Raw genomic sequence first — 18,833 nt, forward strand, 5'->3', positions numbered from 1 at the left:
CGCGTCGGCGTCGGTGCGGGTGTGCGGGGAGGGGCCGTCAGTTCGTGGCCAGGCGTTCCAGGTGGGTGACGGCGGCATCGATGTCGGGCAGGGCGAGCATCTCCTTCTGGGCGCGCCTGGCCTCGTCGGTGGCGGCCGTGTCGGCCAGCAGTCGGCGGCAGGCGTGCAGCATGGGTTCGGCGCCGCGGGTCGCGATGTGGTCGCCGAGGCCGAGGTCGGCGACGCGCAGCGCGTTGTACTGCTGGTCGCCGAACATGGGCCGTACCGCCATGGGGACTCCGGCGCGCACGGCCTCGCGGATGCTGTTGTAGCCGCCGTGGGTGAGGAACAACGCGGCGTGTTCGAGGAGGAGTTGCTGCGGGAAGCGGTCGACGACGCGGACGTGGGGCGCGGCCTTGGTGGTGTCCACGGGCATGCCGAGCGTGGAGACGACGGCGGCGCAGTCCAGCGCGGAGAGGGCCTCGACGACCGTGTTGAGGGGTTCGGAGGGGTCGTAGACGGGGATGGGGGCGCCGAACTCGCGGGCCTTGTCGAGGAATTCGAGCACCGTGCCGGGCAGTCCGGTGCCGAGTGAGGCGAGCACGAGGGGCCGGTCCGCGGGCAGTTCGGGGAACCAGTCGGGCAGGCGCTCGCCGCGGGTGACGGTGCGGGGCTGGCGGTAGGCGACGGCGTCGGGGGCGAGGGGGCGGGCGAAGGAGTAGGGGGCGGGCATGCAGTCGAGGCGTCCGTGCCGGTAGACGGCGGCCGGGTCGTCGGTCTCGGGCAGGCCGAGTGTGCGGCGGCGGTCGTTCAGCAGGGGGAGCAGCAGTTCGGGGTCGAGAAACTGGCCGGAGCCGGAGGGCGCGGGCACATGGGGCACGCCGAGGGTCTCGGCGACGAGGAGCGCGGCGAACTCGTAGCCGTCGCGCAGGATCACGTCGGGGCGGAACGCGCGGGCAAGCGGCAGCAGCACGTCGTAGGCGTCGGCGAGTTGAGGGCCGGCGCCGAGGGTGGCCCACAGGTCGTGGGCGAAGCGGCTGAACTCCTTGGGGATGGGCAGCTTGCCCTCGAACAGCAGTCGCATGCCCTGGGCGGTGATGTCGGTGTAGACGCCCTCGACACGGGCCCGCTCTCCGGCGAGGACGGGGGCGAGTTTGTCGGCGGTGACGACGAGGACGTCGTGTCCGGCCTCGCCGAGGGCCCGCACGAGGGGCAGGCAGGCGCGCGCGTGGGAGGGCGAGCCGGTGATGCTGCACAGCACCCGCATGGTGACGGACCTTTCCGTGTGGCTTTCTTCGTGGGGTCGCTTGGGCGTCTATACGGCGGTCAGGGCGGGCTCGACGGGGCTGGTGCCGGTGCCGTGCCAGGCGAGGCCCGCGGCGCTGAGCGCGGCCGGGTCGAGGTGGTTGCGGGTGTCGACGACGACCGGGTGGTGCAGGTCGGCGGCGATCCGGGCCCAGTCGAGGCCCCGGTAGTGCGGCCACTCGGTGCACAGGACCAGTGCGGAGGCGCCCTTGGCGGCCTGGTGGGGGTCGTCGACGACGGTGATGTCGGCGGGGAGTTCGGTGTGCCGGGTGGCGGGGACGGCCGGGTCGTGGGCGGTGAGTTCGGCGCCGCGGCGGGCGAGTTCGGCGGCGAGGGCGAGGGCGGGTGAGTCGCGCAGGTCGTCGGTGCCGGCCTTGAAGGTGAGGCCGAGCAGTCCGATCCGGACCCCGTTGAGGGTGCCGTCGGCGTCGCCGCACAGGCGGGCGATCTTGTCGGCGATCCGGGTCCGCTGGTGGGTGTTGGTGTCGATGGCCGCCCGCACGAGCGGGAAGTCGACGCCGAGCGCGTCGGCCGTGCCGAGCAGGGCGCGGGTGTCCTTGGGCAGGCAGGAGCCGCCCCAGCCGGGTCCGGGGCGCAGGAACGCGCCGCCGATGCGGTGGTCCTGGCCGAGGGCGGTGGTGACCCGGCCGATGTCGGCTCCGGCCTCCTCGCACAGTTCGGCGAGGGCGTTGACGTAGGACAGCTTGACGGCGAGGAAGCAGTTCGCGGCGTACTTGACGACCTCGGCGCTGGCGGCGTCGGCGATGACGACGGGCGCGTCGACGCCGGCGTACAGTTCGGCGACCTGGGCGGCGGCCCAGGGGCTGTCCGAGCCGATCACGACCCGGTCGGGCTGGAGGAAGTCGCTGACGGAGGTGCCCTCGCGCAGGAACTCCGGGTTGCTGACGACGCCGACGTCGGGCCGGCCGAGGGCGGCGGTGACGCGGGCGGCGGTGCCGACCGGCACGGTCGACTTGGTGACCAGGACGCTGTCGGGTTCCAGCAGGGTCCGGATCTCCTCGACGACCGCGTCGACGGCGGTGAGGTCGGCGCGCCCGTCGGATCCGGTGGGGGTGCCGACGCAGATGAACACGGTGCGGGCGCCGCGGACGGCGTCGGCGGCGCCGGCGACGAAACGCAGCCGGCCCGCGTCGAGCCCTTCCCGCACCAGCTCGGGCAGGCCCTCCTCCAGGATGCGTACGTCGCCGCGGCCCAGCTCCGCGACCTTGACCGGGTCCAGGTCGGCGCAGACCACCTGGTGTCCGAGTGACGCCAGGCAGGCACCGGCGGTGAGTCCGACATAGCCGGTGCCGATGACGGCGATGGTGTGGCGGTGCACGGCGGCCACCTCGATTCTCGGTAACTTCGCTGCGGTCAGACGCCGATGAGCCGCGCGCTGATGGACGCCGCGGCACGGACGGCCAGGGCGACGCTGTACAGCGTCGGGTTGACGGCGGTGGCGGTCGGGATGACCCCGTTGCCGCCGACGTAGAGGTTGTCGAAGCCCCAGACGCGGCTGTCGGTGTCGCACACCGAGGTACCGTCGTCGACGGGGCCCATGCGCACGGTGCCCTGGTAGTGCTTGGAGCTGCCGGCGGGGAACAGCTCGGGCCGTTCCAGGAACTCTCCGCCGAGGGCCTCGGCGACGGCCTCCTGGTCCGCGCGGGCCTGTTCGGCGCCCGCGAGGTCCGTTGCGGTGAGGTCGTAGTGGACGGTCATGTCGGGCATGCCGTAGGCGTCGGCCTCGCTGGTGGAGAACTCGATGCGGTCCTCGGCGCGGATCTCCTTGGCGCCGTACCAGACCATGCCGACGAACAGCGCCGGGTCGACGCCTTCCAGGGGCGAGGTGTCGATGGTCATGACCTGGCCGTGGTTGCGGCGGCCGGGGTCGGCGAAAGGCACCCAGAAGCGGCCGGTCTCCAGGTCGCGGATGTCGCCGCCGAACTCGACGGTGCCGCGGGCGGCGAGCCCCGCGGTGGGGCCGTCCTTGACGTGGACGGAGCTGACGGTCTTGGGCTGGTCGTTGAGGTAGCGGCCGAGGGCGTCGGGGCGGATGCCGGAGGCCCACAGCAGCTGCGGGGTGCGCAGGGCGTCGGCGCAGACGGCGACGGCGGAGGCGCGTACGGCGAACTCGGTGCCGGTGGGGAGGTGTTCGAGGAGGGCGCCGGTGACCTCGCGCCCGCTGAACAGCAGGCGCCGGCACATGGTCTCGTCGGCGATGCGGAAGCGTCCGTCGCCCGCGGTGGCGTCGGCGAGCGGGCCGAGGACGGTGTCGGGGCCGGCCCACAGCGGCCGGCGGCCCGGGCGGGGGGTGCAGGCCAGCGGCATGGTGCCGACGCCGCGGCCTGCCGGGTAGTCCCCGTCGAAGAGCCGGCTGAGCGTCTTGAGGACGAGGTCGCCGGCCTCGGTGGCCGGGTAGGCGTCGTGGGTGACGCGCAGCAGGTGTTCGGCGGCGGAGAGGGAGACGTCGAGGTCGTCGCCGGGCAGGAACGGCAGCCGTTCGCTGTCCAGCGGGCGGGGGGCGGTGCAGGCCCAGTGCACGCCCATCCCGCCGATGTTGCTGGACATGACCGCGGCCGGCATGCCGAACTGCTCGGGTTCGTCGTCACGGCGGGGCCGCAGCAGATGGGTGCCGCGGTCCGCGTACTTCTTCACCAGGGCGCCGTCCTCACCGGGCGCGGTCTCGGGATCGCGCCCCTGGGAACGGGCCTGGGCCGCGGCCCGTTCCGGTGCGGGCAGGTTGCCGAGGTGCAGACCGGCCTGCCCGGTCAGGCGGGGCCCGAGGTCGGCCATCAGGATCCGTGCGTGCGGTACGGCGTCGTACACGCGGCGGGCGACGGCCGACCCCACCGGGCCGCTTCCGACGACGAGCAGGTCGACCGTCGGCGGAAGTTCGGGGCAGCTCATGGTGGGGCGACTCTCCTTCTGTTCGGTGCGGTGGGGGGTGGCGCCCCGCAGGGGGGCGCGGGTGGGTCAGTGGGTCGCGCGGCTCGCGGCGTAGTACTGGCGGACCTGCTGGGCGAAGGCCGGGTTCATCTGGGCCTTGGCGAGGATCTCGGCGGGCGGGGTGTACTCGTCGTCGAGGGCCTCGGCGAACTTGGCGAACCCGGCGCGCAGTTGGGCCTCGATGACGGCGGGCCAGGCGTTGGGGATCTTCCACTCGTCCTCGTAGCCGGTGGCGAGCAGGTGGGTGACGGCGGTCTCGACGACGTCGGTGCGGCTGTGGGCCTGGGTGGGCTTGCGGACGGGCTGGAACACGGACAGGTCGTGGCGGGTGTCGTCGCCGAGGATGCGGCGGGCCATCTCGTCGGCGAGCAGCGGCGACAGGTGCAGGCCGTCGCGGTAGGTGCCGGTCATCATCCACAGGCCGTCGAGGCCGGCGCTGCCGACGAGCGGGAAGCCGTCGAAGGCGACGGGCCGGTTGCCGACCTGGATCTTCTCGATGCCGGCGGTGTCGAGGTCGCGGCGCAGCTGGCGCAGGGCGCAGCCGAGCAGGAAGGTGGCGTCGCGGATGGAGGGCACGTCGGCGGGCTCGGGTTCGATGGCGTTGGTGGCGCCGAGGTAGACGTGGCCCTGGCCGCGCGGCACGAGGTGCAGGCCGCAGGCGAAGGCGCGGTTGGGGGTGCGCAGCACGCTGGTGGGGCCGGGCACGTCGGGGTTGACGCGGGCGACGACGGACACGCCGACGCCGGCGCACAGCCGCGGAATGGTGCCGCCCAGGGCGGGCACGGTGTCGAGGAGGGTCTGGGAGGCGGCGCCGGCGGCGAGGACGACCTGGCCGGCGGTGAGGGTGTCGCCGGTGGTGAGCCTGACGCCGGTGATGCGCTCGCCCTGGGTGGTCAGGCTTTCGCCGAAGCCGTCGAGGAGGGTGCCGCCGGCCTTCAGGAGGGCGCTCTGGAGCCGGGCCAGCAGGCGGCCGGAGTCGACGGCGTGCTCGCCGGGGATGAACATGCCCATCAGGGGCCGGGCCAGCGGGTCGGGGTCGAGCCAGCCGAGTTCGGCGGGGTCGATGTCCTCGTACGGCTCCTTGTACTCGTCGAGGGTCTTGCGGATCGCGGCGTAGTTGGCGGAGTCGATGCCGGGTACGCCCACCGAGTTCAGCAGCATCACGGTGCCGTCGGCGCAGCGCAGGTCGTCGTGCTCGCCGGTCTCCTCGGACAGCTGGTCCAGCCAGTCGTCCCACAGGCGGGTGGCCTGGACGCCGAGGTCGAGTTTGGCGCGGCCCTGCTCGCTGGCGACGAGGGTGGAGGTGACCTCGCCGAAGGTGCCGAGCATGGCGCCGGCGGCGGTGGAGGCGGCCCAGGGCCGGTCGGTGCGGCCGAGGACGGCCACCTTGGTGCCACGGCGGGCGAGGGTCAGGCCCAGGGACAGGCCGAGCACACCATTGCCGACGACGAGGACCTCGAAGGTCCGGCCGGCCGGGTTGTCGCTGGTCATCGCTTTCGTTCCCATCCTGTGAACCGCCGCGCCGGGCGCGGGGTGTGCGAAGTCGGTGTCGGGTGCGGTGTGGGGGGGCGTCGGGTTCCGGCGGCGTCAGGCGGTCGGAGGGGTGCCGTCGCGCGGCAGTTCGGCCAGGACCTTGGCGACGGCGGTCGCGACGTCGTCGACGTCCTGGCGGGTGCCGAGCAGGGCCTGGTGCGGGATGAGCACGCCGTGGCGGCCGACGCGTTCGGCGTTGGGGCAGCGCTCGGCGAGTTCCTCGGGCCGGATGCCGCCGGTGGCGCCGGTCCAGAAGGCGTCGGTGCGATGCAGGGGCTGGTGGCTGCCGAAGGCGGGGATGCCCTCCATCAGCAGCGCGAGGGCGACGGTGTCGCGGTCGAGCCCGCCGAGTTCGTCCTGGTCGAGGACGAACGTCGTCATGTAGTGCGGGGTGCTGGTGCAGCGGGGGTCGCGGCCCTGGAGGCGGATGCCGGGGATCTCGCCGAGCGCGGCGGCCAGTTCGGTGGAGCGGGCGGCGCGGCGGGCGTTCTGGTCGGCGAACCGGGCGAGTTGGGTGCGCAGCAGGGCGGCGGTGAGTTCGGAGACACGGAAGTTGGAGGAGGCGGTGGCGAGACGGAGTTCGCGGGTGCGGCCGCAGTTGTGCCGTACCCAGGCGTTTTCGTAGGTGTCGTCGTCGGGCAGCAGCAGGGCGCCGCCCTCGCCGGCGGTGATCACCTTGGTGCTCTGGAAGGAGAAGGTGGCGATCGAGCCGAGAGCGCCGAGGCCCTTGCCGCGCCAGGTGGCGCCGTGGGCCTGGGCCGCGTCCTGGATGACGGTGACGCCGCGGGCCGCGGCCCAGGCGGTGATGGCGTCCATGTCGGCGACGTGGCCGCCGATGTGGACGGGGATCACCGCGCGGGTGCGGTCGGTGGCTGCGGCGTCGAGGGCGGCGGGGTCGAGACAGAAGGTGTCCGGGGTGACGTCGACGGGCACCGGGACGCCGCCGCGTCGCTGGACGGCGGTGGAGGTGGCGACGAAGGTGTAGGCGGGGACGATCACCTCGTCACCGGGCTCGATCCCGGCGAGTTCCAGGGCGAGTTCGAGGGCGTGGGAGCCGTTGGTGACGGCGAGCGCGGCGGGCGCCTGGCCGAACTCGGCAAACTCGCGCTCGAACGCCTGGACCTCCTTGCCGCCGTGCCGCCCCCATTCGCCCTGCTGGAGGGCGCGGGCGAGGGCGAGGTTCTCGGTCTCGTCGTACTCGGGCCAGCGCGGGAAGGGGTGCGTCCGCACCTTGGGCCCGCCGTTCAGGGCCAGCATGGGCCTCTCCTTCGGTCAGGCGGGGAAGGTGCCGAACGCGGTGCGGGTGCCGTAGGGGTCGAGTTGCATGGTGAGGCCGCACTCGTCCTCCCAGCGCTTGGTGATCTCCACGCCCTCGGAGCGGTTGACGTCGTCGAGCATCACGGTGGCGCCGGGCGCCAGGTACTCCTTGAGGGCGGGTACGGCCGGGTAGCGGGCCATCTTGCGGCCCTGCTCCCAGCCGGGCGGGCCGTCGACGAGCAGCAGGTCGATCTTGCCGTGTTTGTCGGTGAAGGCGCCGATCTCGTCCTCGACGGTCCCGGGCGCGTACCACTCGACGCGCTTGACGGCGGCCGGGTGTTCGGCGAGCGGGGCGTGCACGACGCGGGCGACCTCGCTCAGACCTTCCTGCGCCAGCTGGTCGTTCACCCATCGGGCCCATTTCTCGTCGTGTTCCAGGGAGAGCACGTTGCCGTGGCCGCGCTGGGCGAGATACCGGGCGAAGACGATCGTGGAGGTGCCGCTGCCGCACTCGACGAGGACCTTGCGGTCGCCCAGGGCGATGTCGTCGAGCAGCTTGATCAGGGCGCCGGGACGCAGCGACCACGCGGAGAACGGCAGGTAGGGGCCGTTCAGCAGCGGGGAGAGCCGGATCCACGAGGCCAGGTCGTAGAACGCCCGGAGGAACTGCGTGTCCATCTTCCTGCTCCTGTCTGGATTCCGCTTCAGTGCCCGGCGAGGGCGACGAGGTGGTCGACGGCGGCGGTGACCTGGGGCAGCGCGAGCATGTGGCGCTGCGCGGTGCGGGCCGCGTGGGTGTGCCGGGGGTCGGCGAGCAGCCGGTCGACGGTTGCCGCGACGTCGTCGGCGGCCGCGCTGGGCACGCGCAGCCCGAGCCCGAGCTCCGTGACGCGGCTCGCGTTGTGCGCCTGGTCGCTGAGTTCGGGCAGGACGGCCATGGGCACGCCGGCGCGGACGGCTTCGCGGACGCTGTTGTAGCCGCCGTGGGTGAAGAGCAGTTGGGCGGTCTCCAGCAGCAGCGGCTGCGGGATGCTGTCGAAGAGGTGCACGTTGTCGCCGACGGCGGCCGGGTCGACGGGCATACCGCGGGTGGCGACGACAGCGGTGCAGTCCACCTGGGACAGGCCCTTGACGATGGTGGTGAGCGGGTTGGCGTCACCGGGCATCAACGCGCCCACGACCAGCGCCGGGTCGGCCTCGATGTCCAGGCCCTCGAAGAGGTGCCCGGCGACCACGCCGTCGAAGAACAGGTCGAGGATGCGCGGGAAGACGGAGTGGTGCATCAGCGAGGCGAACACGTTGGTGCTGGAGACCACCACGAGCGGCTTGTCGCCGGGGATGTCGCGCAGCCACTCGGGGCCGGTCTCGCTGCGCACGATGGCGGACGGCTGCTGGTAGGCGAAGGTGCCGCCCATGTCGTGCGCGGTGAAGGCGTACTCGGGGGGCATGCAGTCGAAGCGGCCGTGTGCGTGGATCGCCTCGGCCGAGTCGCTCTCGGGCAGGCCCAGTTCGGCGCGGCGCAGGTTCAGCTCGGCCAGGGCCAGTTTCGCGTCGAGGTACTGGCCGCCGCCGGAGGGCGCGGTGACGTGCGGGACGCCGAGGGTCTCGGCGACCAGGTAGCCGGCGAACTCGACGCCGCTGCGCAGGATCACGTCCGGCTTGAACTCCTCTGCCACATCGAGGAGTTGACGGTAGGCGTCGGTGACGTGCGGGCCGCAGGCGGTGGCGAGGAGGGTCCCCGGCGAGAACGGGTCGGAGGGGGCGAAGTCGATCCGCTTCTGCTGGAGCAGGCTGAGCACGATCTCGGCCATGTCGGTGAACAGCGGCAGGACGCGGATGTCCTCACCCTCGAAGACACCGGCCATCTCCGGCGGGGAGACCACGGTGACCTCATGGCCGGCCTCCGCCGCGGCGCGGGCCAGCGGCAGCAGGGCACGTGCGTTGGAGGGCGACAGCGCGAGACTGCAGAGAATGCGCACAACCATTCCTTTCCGTGCGGAAGCGACGTTCGGCCATGTCATGATGCGCTGCCGTCCTCGGTGTTTTCCCGAGTCTTCGGCACGCTTTCCGCGCCGCTCGGCACCGAACTTATGCGAGGGGCGCACGAGGACCCAGTTGGGTGTTTCCATCGCCGGGTAATCGGCGGAATGGGCACACGAATTCCCCGTCAATGTCGATCGATTCGGATAATGACGTGCCGCTAACCGCGTACGAACCGCGTACCGCGTACCGCGTACCGCGTATCAAGGTAAGACGGTCAGGGTGGTCAGGCGGTCAGGGTGGTCAGGCGGTCAGCTGGGCGGCCGTGCTTTCGGTCCAGGCCTCGGCGCGGCGCCTGCGGTCCTCACGGACCGTGCGCGGCACCAGCGCGTCGACGGCCTCGCGGGTGGCCGGGTGCCGGAAGGCGTAGCGCAGGGCGCCGGTGGCGGAGGGGTGCCGGGAGCGGCGCAGGAAGTCCCGGCGTTCCAGGTGGTCGAGCCAGTGGGCGGCCTCGGCGCGGTCCACGCCGCCGACCGCCGCGACACCGTCGGCGCAGCACACGCCGCCCAGGGCGGAGGCGCACACGAGGACAGCCTTGGCGAGCGGCGGCAGCGTGTCGAGGTGGGCGGCGACGACCTGACGCACATGGCGGGGCATCGCCGGCGGGCCGGCCGGGCGCCCGGGCCCCGCGGCGGACGCGGTGGACGCGGCGGACAACTCCCGTGCGTACTCCACGGCGTAGAGGGGGTTGCCGCCGACGCGGGCGAGGACGTCGCGCCGCAGGTCGGTGGGCAGCGCGCCGCCGCTGTCGGTGAGCAGGGCGTCGAGCAGTGCGGCCGAGGACGGCTCGTCGAGCGGGTCGAGGGTGACGGCGAGGGCGTCACGCCGGCCGCCGCCCCAGGTGGGCCTGCGGTCGAGGAGTTCGGGGCGCGCGGTGACGGCGAGGAGCAGCGGTACGGGTCCGGCGGCGTCGGCGAGTTCGGTGACGAGGTCCAGGACCGGGTCGGGCGCGGTGTGCAGGTCTTCCAGGACGAGGAGCAGGGGGCGTTCGGCGGCGAGGGCGGTGAGCAGGAGCCGCCAGGCGGCGGCGAGGTCGGGCCAGTCGGCGGGAGCGGGTGGCTCGTCGCGCAGCAGGGGGCCGAGCCGGTCGAGCAGCCAGGCGCCACGGTCGCCGGTGCCGAAGAGGGCGTGGACGGTGCGGGCGAGGGCGTCGTGGGCGCGGTCGTCCGTGCCGGTGGTGCCCATGGCCGAGGCGAGGGTGCGGTCCAGCAGGGCGAGCGGCCGGTCGCGGTCGCACCAGGAACTGTGCCCGGTGACGACCCGGTACCCGTGCGGGGAACGGCGGGCGAGCCGTGCGAGTTCGGCCATGAGCCGGGTCTTTCCTGCGCCAGGTTCACCGAGCACGGTGAGCAGGCAGGGGCGTTGCCGGCGGGCCACGTCACCGAGCGCTCCGCCCAGCTGCTCCCTTTCACGGTCCCGGCCCACCAGGGCGGGCGGGGTGTCCGTGCGGGCGGTGCGGGCGCCGAGCGGCTCGGAGGCGCCGTCGCGTCCCGCGGGGCCGTAGACGAGGGAGCGTTCGGTGCCGGAGCGGGTCGTGGCGCACACCCGGATGCCGCCGGGCGGCACGGTCTCCAGCAGGTCGGCACAGCTCTTCGGTACGGCGCCGTTCACGATCGGCACGGCGCCGGTGCCGTCGGGGGAGCAGGTGACGACGACGGTGCCGGTGGCCACGGCCACGCGGGGTGCGGAGCCGCCGTGCACGGGGACGGGGCCGCCCGCGCCGTACTGACGGAGTCGGCGCAGGATCGCCCGGCCGGCCCTGACCGCGCGTTCGGCGTCGTCCTCTCGGGTGCGGACGACGCCGAACAGAGCGAAGGTGACCGGTCCGAGAACACCGGAGACCTTTCCGCCGTGCCGGGCGACCTCGTCGCGGATGGCGACGGCGAGTTCGCCGGAGAGCCGGGCGGCGTCCTCCGGGTCACTGCCGAGGCCCTTTCCGAGGGTGGTCCGCACGAGCAGCATCGACAGCTGCTTGTGCTGCTCGGTGAGGACGCCTGCCGGCGCGGCTGGATACGGGAAGGCCGCGGCGCGGGGCGGTGCGGGGAGCGCCGGTGGGGCCGGGGGGCCGGGCGCGGGGCGGGTGTCGAAGCCGACAGGGGCGGCCGGGGTGGCCGGGGCGATGAGGGTGGCCTGGGCGACGGCGGCCGGGCGGGGCGTGACCGGCGTACCGGCCGCGGGCCGGGGCCGGCGGGGTTCGCCGTCGAGGGCCATGATGGCGAGCGCGTCGGGCTGGCGGAGGACCGGGTCGTGGTCGAGGACGGCGCGTTCGACGGCACGCAGCACCCGGCCCGGTTCCAGGCCGAGCCGGGAGGCCAGCGCGGTCCTGGTGCGGCGGTAGGCGTCCAGGGCGTCGGCCTGACCGCCCCGGCGGTAGAGGGCGAGCATCAGCTGGGCGCACAGCCGCTCACGTTCCGGTTCGCGCTGGGCGTGGGTCCGGAGTTCCTCCAGCACGTCGAGGTGCCGTCCGCAGGCGAGTTCGGCCTCGTACAGGTCCTCGCGGGTGGCCGAGCGGGCCTGGGCGAGGGTGCGCAGTTCGGGCCAGTCGGTGCCCGATTCGGCGAGGTCGGCGAGGACGGGGCCGTGCCACAGATCCAGGGCGGCGCGCAGCGTACGGGCGGCGGAGGACCAGGCGCCGGCGGCGAGGTCGGCGCGGCCACGGTCGGCGAGGGCCCGGTAGGTGGTGAGGTCGAGGTCGTCGCCGTCGACGCGCAGCAGATAGCCGGGGGCGTGGGTGAGGAGGACGGGGCCGCCGCCGGTGTCCTCGGTGTCCTCGGCGGCGAGGAGTCCCCGCAGGGCGGAGACCGCGTTCTGAAGCATCTTGCGGGCGGTGGGCGGCGGTTCGCCGGCCCACAGGGCCCGCATCAGGGCGCTGGTCGCGACGACTTCGTTGGCGTGCAGCAGCAGATGGCCGAGTGTGGCGCGCTGCTTGACTCCGCTCAGCGCGACCGGGCCGCTGTCGCCGAGGACCGTCAGCGGGCCCAGCACCTGGAATTTCATGCCGGTGTCGCTCCCGTTCGCTCCGGCCCGGAAACAGACGGAGGACCGGAAGGAGACGAAAGAGACGATGAAAAGGGACGGCTCCCTCTCCCGCTCCCGGTTTTCCGTCCGGTTTCCCGAATGCGCCGAGCCGATTGTCCGGTGCCGTGCTTTCCGTGCTTTCCGTGCTTTCCGCTCTTGCTGTTCTCGGTGTTATCGGTGTTCTGGTGTTGTCCGAGAACTTTCCGAGGGATCCGTACGGCCGCTCTGGGGTCTCGCACCAGGCCCGGAGAACGGCCGTCGGACATTCACCTCTGGATACGGAAAGGATGCTATCGGCGTCCCGGCGGGGAGGTCACTGGGGAAACCACTGGTCCTGCGCCGGCGTCAGGACGCGCGCCAGCGCAGCGCCCGGTCGGCGATCCACAGCGACGCCACCGACGCCACGGCGAGGACGGCCACGTCGAGGGCGAACGTGCCGTCGATGTCCCCGGTGACACTGTGCCGGATGGCGTCGGCACCGTAGCTGGTCGGCATGACGTAGCTGATGACGCGCAGCACGACCGGCAGGGACTCCAGCGGGATGAGCAGCGGAGCGCCCAGCAGCAGAAGGAAGTTGAGCATGTAGGTGACGATGGAGATGAGCTCGATCTTGTCGATGAGGCTGCCGATGACGAGGCCGAGCGCCGCGAGCGGCAGCGCGGTCAGCGGATACACGAACAGCAGCGTCGGCGACAGCGTGAGTTCGATGTCGTAGAGCACCTCCACGGCGAGCAGGGAGGTGACCAGTCCGGGCGCGATGAGCAGCAGCCGGGCGGCGACGAACGCCGTCACGAAGGCCACTTTGCTGATGGGCAGCGAGGCGTAGTACATCATCGAGCCTTCGGCCTTGATGGCTCCGATGCGCTGGGCGATGGCCGTGGTGCCGAGCGCGGCGATGGAGAACACGCCGGAGCCGCTGGCGATGTACAGCAGGCTGGTCTGGTCGCTGAGCCCGCTGCCGATGCGGGAGAAGCCGAACACCATCGTCAGCGGCATGAAGATGCCGAAGACCATGTGGACGTGCCAGGACGTGCGCACGATCAGCATGTGCTCGAACCACAGGTACTTGAAGGACGTGCCGAAGGTGGCCAGCCGTGACCCGAGGGTGCGCCGGGGAACCCGGGCGGGTGCCGGGGCGGGCGGGGGCGCCGGCCGGGAGGTGCGGGCGGCGGGCAGCGGTGCGCGCCGGGCGGGGCCGGGCGGGGCGGCCGCGGCTGCCGTGGTCCCGGGCGAGGTGGCGTCGGGGGCGGCTTCGGGTTCGGCGCCGGGGGCACCGACCGTGGCGAGTTCCTTGGCGAGTTCCTTGGCGGGGGGCGGCTGTTGGGGCGAGTCGGTGGCCTCGGTGGCCTCGGGAGCCACCCCGCTCCCGGACGCCGGCTCGGGCTCGGATGCCGGCTCGGGCTCGGATGCGGGCTCGGCCCCGGCCGGCTTTCCCGTTTCGCCGACGGGTGCGGGCTTGAGGCTGAGGTAGACGTCCTCCAGCGTGGGCCGGGCGAAGCGGAAGTCGTCGACGCGGGTCACACCGACGTCGGTGACCAGGACCTCCAGCAGGGGCTGGATCCGGTCGGGTGGCGCGGTGACGAGGTAGCTGCCGCTGCGGTCGCCGGGCGTGACGAGGCCGATCCGGCCGAGCCGGGCGGCCTCCGCTTCGGTGAGGCTGCCGCCGTCGCGGACGAACAGCTCCAACCGCGCCTGGGCGCCGGTCTGTTCCTTGAGTTCGCCGGGGGTGCCCATGGCGGTGATACGGCCACCGTGCATGACGGCGACGCGGTGGACCGCTTTCTCCGCCTCCAGCACGTTGTGGGTGACGAGGACGATCGTCGTGCCGTCGTCGGCGGCCCGGCGCTGCACGATGTCCCAGATCAGCCGCCGGTTGTGCGGGTCGAGTTCGTTGGTGGGCTCGTCCAGCACGATGAGCTCGGGCCGGCCCATCAGGGTCATGCCGAAGTTCACCAGCCGCATCAGGCCACCACTGAGCCGCTCCACCTGCCGGTCCGCGTACGGCCCGAGACCCAGCTCCTCGATCAGTTCGTCGGTCTGGCGGCGGGCGTCCGCCTCGCACTGGCCGCGCAGCCGCCCCGTGTAGTGCAGGGCCCGGCGGGCCTCGATCAGCCGCATCGACAGACCGCGCTGCGGCAGGAAGCCGACAGTGGACTTCACCAGTTCCGGGTGGCGCACCACGTCGATACCGTTGACGGTGATGGAGCCGGACGTGGGGCGCACCAGCCCCAGCATCTGAAGGACGAGTGTCGTCTTGCCAGCGCCGTTGGCACCGAACAGGCCGAACACCTGCCCGCGCGGAACACTGAACGTCAACCCGTCGTTAGCTCTGATGAGTTCACCACCCCGGCCGCGATAGGCGCGTACCAGATCACGCACCTCGATCGCCGGACCGTCGTCCGTCTTGACCATGCCCACGTCTCATCGCCTCTTCGGCTCAGGGACCCGGCCGTGCCGCTGGTCCGCGTTCGTGTACCGGTTCGCCCACGCTAGGCGGGGCGCGGCTGGGGACATCAGTGGAAGCTCTCCACCCCTTGGTCACCCATCGCCGAGTTCGTCGTCGAGGAAGGCGAACATCTCGTCGTCCGACAGGGTGTCCATGTCGAACTCCGCCGCCTTCTCGGGGTCGTTCACGTTCGCGTCCGGTGCGGCGGTCGCCGTCGTGGCGAGCGCCGACCAGCGGGTGCGCAGGACGTCGAGCCGTCCCGCGATCTGCCGGTGCGCCGACTGCGCCGCGCCGTCGGCGGCCGGCTCCGGCAGTGCCGCGATCATCTGCTCGACGCGTTCCAGGGCGGCCAGCAGGCCGTCGGCCCCGGTCCGCTCCGTCTCGGGTGCGAGCAGCGTGTAAAGGTGCCCGGCGACCGCCTCCGGCGTCGGGTGGTCCAGGGCCAGCGTGGCGGGCAGCCGCAGACCGGTGGCGGTGCTCAGCGCGTTGCGCAGCTCCACCGACATCAGCGAGTCGAATCCGAGGTCGCGGAAGGCCCGCGCCGCTCCCACCTCGGTCGTGCCGCCGGGCCGGTGGCCGAGGACGCGGGCGGCCTGCTCACTCACCAGCTCCAGTACGGCCGCGCGCCCTTCGTCCTCGTCCAGCGTCGCGAGCCGTGCGACGAGTCCCGGGTCGGTGGACCGGGCCGCCGACCGGCGTACCGGGACGAGGCCGTGCAGCAGCGCGGGTACGTCGTCGCGGGCGCGCAGCGCGGCCACGTCGATCCGCACCGGCAGCAGGACCGGTTCGGCGGCGGAGGCCGCCCGGTCGAAGAGCGCCAGGCCCTCGTCGGTGCGCAGGGGCGGGAACCCGGCCGCACGCATCCGCTCGACCTCACGTGCGCTCAGCGCGCCGGCCATGCCGTCCGGCTGCTGCCAGGGTCCCCAGGCCAGGGAGCGGCCCGGCAGACCGGCGCGGTGGCGGTGCCGTACGAGGGCGTCGAGGAAGGCGTTGGCCGCGGCGTACGCACCCTGACCGGCGTTGCCGAACGTGCCGGCCGCGGAGGAGAACACCGTGAAGGAGCGTACGTCCGGCAGCAGTTCGTGCAGATGCCATGCGGCGTCGGCCTTGGGCCGCAGGACGGCGGCGATCCGCTCGGGCGTCAGACGCGTGGCGGTGGCGTCGTCGAGTACGCCGGCCGCGTGCACGACATGGCCGACATGGTGCCCGGCGAGGGCGGCGCCGAGGGCCTCCCGGTCCGCGACATCGCAGGCCACAGCCTCGACGCGGGCGCCCTGCCCGGTGAGCTCCGCGACGAGATCCGCGGCGCCGGGCGCGTCGGCTCCGCGCCGGGACAACAGAAGCAGGTCGCGCACGCCGTGCCGGGCGACGAGATGGCGGGCGAGGAGAGCACCGAGGCCGCCGGTGCCGCCGGTGACGAGTACGGCTCCCCCGTCGCCGAGGGCGGGGCCGGCGTCCGGCCGGCCCTCGCTGACATCGAGGGGCACCCGCTCCAGCCGTGGCACCAGCACCTCGCCGTCCACCACGGCCACTTCCGGCTCCGTGACATTCACCGCACGGGCCAGGCCGGACGGATTCCCGGGCAGGTCGAGCAGGCTGATCCGGCCGGGATGCTCGCTCTGTGCCGACCGCAGCAGCCCCCACGCGGCGGCGGCACCCGGATCCTCCCCGGTGGTGGCCCCGCGCGTGAGGACGACGAGCCGTGCCCCGGCGAGGCGTTCGTCGGCCAGCCAGGTCTGGGCGAGGGCCAACGCCGCACGCACGTGGGCATGGGCGGAGTCGGCCGGACCGGCGCCGGTCTCGCGTACCGGAGCGAGCACCAGGCTGTGCTGCGCGGCTACGGCGGATAGTTCGTCGTACGCCACCGCCTTGACGCCGGCCGCGGCCAGTTCCCCGGCGAGATCCTCGGGCAGGTCTCCGAGCACGGCGATCTCGGCGGGCGCGGCCGCAGCGTGCGCGGCGGCAGCGTGCGCGGCGGCAGCGTGCGCGGCGGCAGCGTGCTCGCCGACCGGAGTCCACACCGTCCGCAGCAACGCGTCCGGAGCGGTGGCGGACCCGGCACCGGCCATCTGGTCGCCGTCGACGGGCCGCACGGTCAGCCCGCCGACGCTGAGGACGGCCCCGCCCTCGGTGTCGGCGACCGCGATACGCACGGTCCGCTCCCCCGTCCGCTCCAGCCGGGCGCGCACGGTCCTGGCCCCCGAGGCGAAGAGGACCACGTCCTCCCACGAGAAGGGGAGCGCCGTGCCGTCGTCGCCGCCGCCCGCGCCCGTGAAGCCGGCCGCGTGCAGTACGGCGTCGAGGAGGGCCGGGTGGATGCCGTATCCGTCGGTGTCCGTGGCGGCCTCCCTGTCGGCGCCCACGTCGGTGTTCGCGTCCGCGCCCGCGTCCAAGGACACCTCTGCGAACACCTCGTCGCCCCGCCGCCAGGCTTGGCGCAGTGCGCGGAAGGACGGCCCGTAGTCGAAGCCGGCGTCAGCCAACGTGTCGTAGTGAGCGGCGAGTTCAATGGTCTCAGCGTCCTGCGGAGGCCACACGTCCGTGCCCGGAACCGCGCCCTCGGCAGGGGCGGGGGTGAGCACGCCGTGCGCGTACGCCACCCAGGAGGCGTCGGTGCCGGCCCGCTCGGGGCGTCCGTGCAGCGCGAAGGTGCGCCGCCCGTCATCGTCGGCTCCGTCGATCCGCACCTGCAGTCCGACGGGTGCGCCGTCGTCGGGCAGTACGAGCGGGGCGACCGTCGTGAGTTCCTCGATACGCCCGGCGCCCACCTCGTCACCGGCCCGGATCACCAGCTCGACCAGGGCCGCACCGGGCACCAGGGTGCGACCGAGCACCGTGTGGTCGGCGAGCCAGGGCTGCGCCTGCGGCGTCAGGAGGCCGGTGAACACCGCACCGCCGCCGTCCGCGAGCACCATCGCCGCACCGAGCACGGGGTGCCCGGCCGGCACGAGACCGACGGAACGCACGTCACCGCCGCCCAGGCCGGTACGAGGCTCCGGCCAGAAGCGCTGCCGTTGGAAGGGGTAGGTGGGGAGGACGTCGGTGAGTCGGGCGCCGGTCCCCGCGAAGTACGCCGCCCAGTCGACGGGCGCACCCTGCACGAAGAGCCGGCCCAGCGCGACGGCCAGCGCCTCTTCTTCAGGACGGTCCTTGCGGAGGGCGGAGACCGCTACGGCCGCGTCGGGGGCTGTCTGGTCGATGAGGGCGGTGAGGGTGCCGTCGGGGCCGAGTTCCAGGAAGCGGGTGACACCGTGGGCGGTGAGGGTGCGGATGCCGTCGGCGAAGCGGACTGTGCCACGGACGTGTCGGACCCAGTAGTCCGGCGTGTCCGGGGCGGTGAGGGTGCCCGTGAGGTTCGAGACGAGCGGGATGCGGGGCTCGGCGAAGTGGAGACCGGAGATCGCGGCGTGGAAGTCCTCCAGCATCGGGTCCATCAGCGGGGAGTGGAAGGCGTGGGAGACCCGCAGGCGGGTGGTGCGGCGGCCGGGCAGGGCGGCGGCCACCGCGAGAACAGCTTCCTCCGCGCCGGAGAGCACCAGGGAGGCGGGGCCGTTGATCGCCGCGATGCTCACCTCGTCGGTGAGGTGCGGGATGACGTCGGCTTCCGTGGCCTCGACCGCGAGCATCAGGCCACCCGCAGGCAGCGCCTGCATCAACCTCGCCCGCGCCGACACCAGCGCACACGCGTCCGCAAGCGACAGCACACCCGCGACATGAGCAGCGGCAATCTCCCCGACGGAATGACCGGCCACGAAGTCCGGCCGTAGGCCCAGAGATTCAGCCAACCGATACAGCGCCACCTCGACCGCGAACAGCGCGGGCTGAGTGAACTCCGTACGGTTCATGGCAGTTTCATCGTCGCCCCAGAGGACGTCGCGTAGACGCGGGTCCAGTTCGGCGAGGGCCTCGTCGAGGGCGTGGGCGAACGCCGGGAAGCGGTCGTACAGTTCCCGGCCCATGCCGAGGCGCTGGGCGCCCTGGCCGGAGAACACGAATGCCGTCGGGCCCTCGGCCGCCACTCCCCTGGCCGCCTCCGTCACCCCTTCCGGAGACGCCAGCAGCACCGCGCGGCGAGCGAAGGATGCCCGGCCGGTGGCCGCCGTGAAGCCGACGTGGACCGACGGCTCGTAGGGCTGGAGTTGCCGTATTCGCGCGTCCAGTGCGGCTTCCGAACGTGCCGTGACGACCAGGGGGACCATGCGCTCGCGGTCGTCGGCGGCGGGCTCTTGTTCAGGGCCGGCTTCGAGAATGACGTGGGCGTTGGTGCCGCTGAGGCCGAAGGAGGAGACAGCGGCCCTGCGGGGGCGGT

General features: G+C 73.2%; 10 protein-coding genes. All 10 read right to left on the reverse strand.

The genetic code is table 11. The features are described 5' to 3' along the window. Window positions 1-37 precede the first annotated feature (37 nt). Entirely contained in the window at window positions 38-1,246 is a 1,209-nt protein-coding gene (locus tag IE262_RS37305; RefSeq protein WP_189879979.1) for a glycosyltransferase, read from the reverse strand. 48 nt (window positions 1,247-1,294) lie between these two features. Beyond that, entirely contained in the window at window positions 1,295-2,623 is a 1,329-nt protein-coding gene (locus IE262_RS37310; RefSeq protein WP_189879981.1) for a UDP-glucose dehydrogenase family protein, read from the reverse strand. 35 nt (window positions 2,624-2,658) lie between these two features. Beyond that, window positions 2,659-4,191, reverse strand: coding sequence for a GMC oxidoreductase (locus tag IE262_RS37315; RefSeq protein WP_189879983.1), 1,533 nt, complete (start codon window positions 4,189-4,191; stop codon window positions 2,659-2,661). 66 nt (window positions 4,192-4,257) lie between these two features. Next, window positions 4,258-5,721 carry an NAD(P)/FAD-dependent oxidoreductase gene (locus IE262_RS37320; RefSeq protein WP_189879985.1) on the reverse strand — a complete coding sequence of 488 codons (1,464 nt, stop codon included), beginning with the start codon at window positions 5,719-5,721 and terminating at the stop codon, window positions 4,258-4,260. A 96-nt stretch (window positions 5,722-5,817) separates the two neighbouring features. Continuing rightward, window positions 5,818-7,020: a DegT/DnrJ/EryC1/StrS family aminotransferase gene (locus tag IE262_RS37325; protein WP_189879987.1), complete on the reverse strand. Its 1,203-nt coding sequence runs from the start codon at window positions 7,018-7,020 to the stop codon at window positions 5,818-5,820. Between the two features lie 15 nt (window positions 7,021-7,035). Continuing rightward, window positions 7,036-7,698 (reverse strand): class I SAM-dependent methyltransferase, encoded by a 663-nt coding sequence (locus IE262_RS37330; protein WP_134042371.1) that lies wholly within the window; start codon window positions 7,696-7,698, stop codon window positions 7,036-7,038. Between the two features lie 26 nt (window positions 7,699-7,724). Next, window positions 7,725-8,999 (reverse strand): glycosyltransferase, encoded by a 1,275-nt coding sequence (locus IE262_RS37335; protein WP_134042373.1) that lies wholly within the window; start codon window positions 8,997-8,999, stop codon window positions 7,725-7,727. Between the two features lie 304 nt (window positions 9,000-9,303). Next, window positions 9,304-12,057, reverse strand: a complete 2,754-nt coding sequence (locus IE262_RS37340) for an ATP-binding protein (protein WP_189879989.1) — start codon at window positions 12,055-12,057, stop codon at window positions 9,304-9,306. A gap of 366 nt (window positions 12,058-12,423) precedes the next feature. Next, window positions 12,424-14,490: an ABC transporter ATP-binding protein/permease gene (locus IE262_RS37345; RefSeq protein WP_189879991.1), complete on the reverse strand. Its 2,067-nt coding sequence runs from the start codon at window positions 14,488-14,490 to the stop codon at window positions 12,424-12,426. Between the two features lie 126 nt (window positions 14,491-14,616). Next, a partial coding sequence (locus IE262_RS37350) for a type I polyketide synthase (RefSeq protein WP_189879993.1) occupies window positions 14,617-18,833 on the reverse strand: 4,217 nt, incomplete at its 5' end.

The sequence above is a fragment of the Streptomyces bluensis genome (assembly GCF_014650715.1).
Classification (GTDB): Bacteria; Actinomycetota; Actinomycetes; order Streptomycetales; family Streptomycetaceae; genus Streptomyces; species Streptomyces bluensis.

Coding starts and splice junctions, on each gene's coding strand:
- IE262_RS37305 (WP_189879979.1), bottom strand. CDS start 1,246: ATGCGGGTGCTGTGCAGCATCACCGGCTCGCCCTCCCACGCGCGCGCC.
- IE262_RS37315 (WP_189879983.1), bottom strand. CDS start 4,191: ATGAGCTGCCCCGAACTTCCGCCGACGGTCGACCTGCTCGTCGTCGGA.
- IE262_RS37320 (WP_189879985.1), bottom strand. CDS start 5,721: ATGACCAGCGACAACCCGGCCGGCCGGACCTTCGAGGTCCTCGTCGTC.
- IE262_RS37325 (WP_189879987.1), bottom strand. CDS start 7,020: ATGCTGGCCCTGAACGGCGGGCCCAAGGTGCGGACGCACCCCTTCCCG.
- IE262_RS37330 (WP_134042371.1), bottom strand. CDS start 7,698: ATGGACACGCAGTTCCTCCGGGCGTTCTACGACCTGGCCTCGTGGATC.
- IE262_RS37340 (WP_189879989.1), bottom strand. CDS start 12,057: ATGAAATTCCAGGTGCTGGGCCCGCTGACGGTCCTCGGCGACAGCGGC.
- IE262_RS37345 (WP_189879991.1), bottom strand. CDS start 14,490: ATGGTCAAGACGGACGACGGTCCGGCGATCGAGGTGCGTGATCTGGTA.